The organism is Pseudoalteromonas sp. SR43-7 (assembly GCF_014163785.1).
Lineage (GTDB): Bacteria > Pseudomonadota > Gammaproteobacteria > Enterobacterales > Alteromonadaceae > Pseudoalteromonas > Pseudoalteromonas distincta.
The window spans coordinates 1-3,189 of the sequence record NZ_JACJDY010000049.1 but is presented as its reverse complement, the minus strand read 5'-3'; the positions used below and the strand labels follow the sequence as shown (position 1 = coordinate 3,189).

Annotated in this window: 3 protein-coding genes; 1 reads left to right on the top strand and 2 read right to left on the bottom strand. The window is 39.1% G+C overall.

Annotation, left to right across the window (positions count from 1 at the left end):
• Positions 1-151: 151 nt before the first annotated feature.
• Positions 152-820, bottom strand: coding sequence for a DUF2987 domain-containing protein (locus H5087_RS19955; protein ID WP_259397801.1), 669 nt, complete (start codon positions 818-820; stop codon positions 152-154).
• Complete coding sequence (locus tag H5087_RS19950) at positions 813-1,619, bottom strand: glucosaminidase domain-containing protein (RefSeq protein ID WP_024606443.1); 807 nt, start codon at positions 1,617-1,619, stop codon at positions 813-815. Before H5087_RS19950 ends, H5087_RS19955 begins: the two co-directional genes overlap by 8 nt.
• A gap of 248 nt (positions 1,620-1,867) precedes the next feature.
• Here H5087_RS19950 and H5087_RS19945 point away from each other — a divergent pair, with 248 nt between their 5' ends.
• Complete coding sequence (locus tag H5087_RS19945) at positions 1,868-3,160, top strand: anti-phage deoxyguanosine triphosphatase (RefSeq protein ID WP_182673139.1); 1,293 nt, start codon at positions 1,868-1,870, stop codon at positions 3,158-3,160.
• Positions 3,161-3,189 lie beyond the last annotated feature (29 nt).

Genomic DNA, 3,189 nt, shown 5'->3' with positions numbered 1-3,189 from the left:
TCAAGTGTTGCTTGCAGTGCTTGTTCTATATTCACAAAAAAATCCGTAGTTAGTTTCCTAACTACGGATTTTGCATGATCGTTTGGATCGGTCAACCGGTCATTTTCTTAACTGATCGGCATTAGGCTAAATGCCGCTTTTTATATGTGAGCTACTTAACAATCCAAGGCGTTACTTTAATAACCTGCGATATATCGCCAAGTGACGCGGTATCATCTTCCCAGCTATCTTTAACTGCAAAATAACACACAGACTTTTCACACGTTATGCTCTTATCATCAAATTGCATTGGGCTTTTAAATGTAACCGCCACGCCCTTTTGCTCTGGTAATAAAAACCACATTAATTTACTTACAAAAAAGCCCGATAAATCAGTTAACAGCTCATCAAGTTCTTCGTTAATGGTATATAACGACTGCTTTGAAAACGTTAAATCTTCAAGTTCGTTTGCTTCTATTTGAAGTTTTAATTGGCAATCATGATCTGGATTTTGTGGCTGCACCACAATAACGGCTTTATCTGTATCAAGTTGCTTATCGAACGGTAATAGTAATTGTGCTTTATCTGTAAAGTTAAGTGGGTACTCGTTTCTTTCAGTTAAAATAGTGCCGCTTTTAATGGCACACGCTTCATTAGTTGCTATATCACTTATATAAAAATTAACTCGCGCATATTGGAAGTCGCCTTTGTTAACAACTTTTAATCGGTCATAAAAACCGTCATACGACATAACAAATTCTCTTGCATTAACATTAAATGCACTCATGCCCAGCAGCACTAACGCAATGGCGTTGGTGCAATTAAAAATGTATTTATTCATCAAAGTAGGCTCTATTTTGGCTAATCATCGTGTTTAGCTCTTCTATATACGCTTCACCGCGCTCAGAGTAAGACATTAAACCATGTGTAAGTTCAGTCGCTAAAATTGGTTTTTGCTCAAGACGTAAGTTTTCACGTATTGCGCGCAAATCTTTATAAGCAGGATGCGTATTTATGTTTTTAAAATAAGAGTTTATAGCAGCTCTCACCGATTTAAACGCAGCAACTTCGTGTGCAGCTCCAGTATTACGGCGTTTTGGTACCATGCCACAACCTTTTGTGTAACACCACTGACCAAAAAAGTTAAGGCCAATACGTGCAAAACGCGATGTGCCCCACGCAGATTCATTTGCAGCTTGCATAAGCGCTAATTCTTTAGGAATTATATCAACACGGCGTAGTGCTTGCGTAAGTATTAGCGTATCAATGGTGGTTGGTAAGCCGTACGACTTTAATATTGCTGCAATATCTTTGCTTTGCTTTTTTTCTAAAGGTAATTCGTTTTGTAGCATCATGCGTGCTATTTCAAGCTTAGCGCGTTGCTGTAATATTTTTTTGTTTTCGGCTTCAACGTGCGGACGAATAAAGCTAAAAAATGCATGTTTTTTTTCTTTAACATCACTAAATTCTGAAAACTTTGGCAGTTTTACATTATGTAATGGTTTTTCTTTTTTCTTCACTTTTTTTGGTTGTTCTGACGTTTGTTCATCTAGCTCAACATCATCATTTTGTATAAACGGATATGCAAGCGCCCATACAAAAAACACGGTTAGTAAAAGCTTAAAAATCGTTTTTAGCATGTATTCTCTCTTTGAAACAACAACTATGCATGGTTAATACACAAGCATACGAAGGCGCATTATACCTAAGCCACTTTATAAACGCGAATAACTGGGGTTTGATGACCTTTTACGGTTGAATTTTCAGCAGTGTATTTGGGTTTTAGATAAAACATAGCCTATGTAGTGCATTTGTTCATTCGCAATTTATAAGTCCATGGGTATACTGAGCAAAGTTTAATAATATTAACTATGTGTGAGTAAGCAGTATGGATAAACAATGGCAAAGCCGAATAATAGAGCAATATAAACATCGTCCTAACGATAACCGCTCGCCGTGGCAGGTCGATCGTTCGCGTATTATTCATGCAGCTGCATTTAGGCGTTTGCAAGCTAAAACCCAAATTATGGGTATTGGCCTAAACGACTTTTACCGCACTCGCCTTACTCACTCTTTAGAAGTGTCGCAAATTGGTACCGGCATATTGCGCCATTTAAAAGCGCAACATAGCGACTTTACGCACTTTCCATCAACTGGATTGCTCGAAACATTGTGCTTGGCGCACGATATTGGCCATCCGCCTTTTGGCCATGGTGGTGAAATAGCGCTAAATTACATGATGCGCGATCACGGTGGTTTTGAAGGTAACGCACAAACACTACGCATAGTTGCAAAACTTGAGCCTTACAGTAATGGCCACGGTATGAACCTAACTCGTCGTACTTTATTAGGATTTATAAAATACCCCGCGTTTATTAATACGCTTTGGCATACCATTCCCGATGCAACAACAGGCCGTGCATTTATTAAAGCTGATGATTGGCGACCTGCCAAAGGGTTATACAACGACGATGCAACCATATTCAATTGGATAGTAGAACCACTGAGTCAAAACGATAAAACGTTGCTTGGCAACCACGCTGCAATTGATAAGTACCGCGCTAAAACAACCTATAAATCGCTCGACAGCGCCATAATGGAGCATGCCGACGATATAGCATACGCAGTACACGACTTAGAAGATGCCATAGCAACTCACGTACTCACATTAGACGATTGGCAAACTCATGCTTTACCTCATTTAAAAGCACTTAACTTTGACTGGTTAAACACCATGCTTGAATCGCTGACCCAGCGCTTGTTTTCAAAAAATGATTATGAGCGAAAAGATGCCATAGGTGAGCTGGTTAATACCTTTATTATTCATATACATTTGGATATTCAAAACGATAACTTTGAATGCCCTATTTTAAAGTACACCGCGAAATTAGATGCCCAATACGAAAGCGTATTGCAAATACTGAAGCATTTTGTGTTTCAACGTTTAATACGCGACCCCGAAATGCAGCAAATAGAGTTCAAAGGTCAAAACTTACTAATAGAGTTATTTACCGCGTTTGCGAGCGATCCGCTGCGCTTATTGCCCGAAACAACACAAGCGCAATATATAGAAGCGCAAAAGCAAAACCAAGGGATGCGTATAATTTGCGATTATTTGAGTGGAATGACCGACGAGTACGCCTATAAAACATACCAACGATTATTTTCACCCATGCAGTAGCTAACTGCTAACTGCTAACTGCTAACTGC

Excerpts from the sequence above, each read along its gene's own strand:
- H5087_RS19945 (WP_182673139.1), top strand. The coding sequence starts at position 1,868 with ATGGATAAACAATGGCAAAGCCGAATAATAGAGCAATATAAACATCGT.
- H5087_RS19950 (WP_024606443.1), bottom strand. The coding sequence starts at position 1,619 with ATGCTAAAAACGATTTTTAAGCTTTTACTAACCGTGTTTTTTGTATGG.
- H5087_RS19955 (WP_259397801.1), bottom strand. The coding sequence starts at position 820 with ATGAATAAATACATTTTTAATTGCACCAACGCCATTGCGTTAGTGCTG.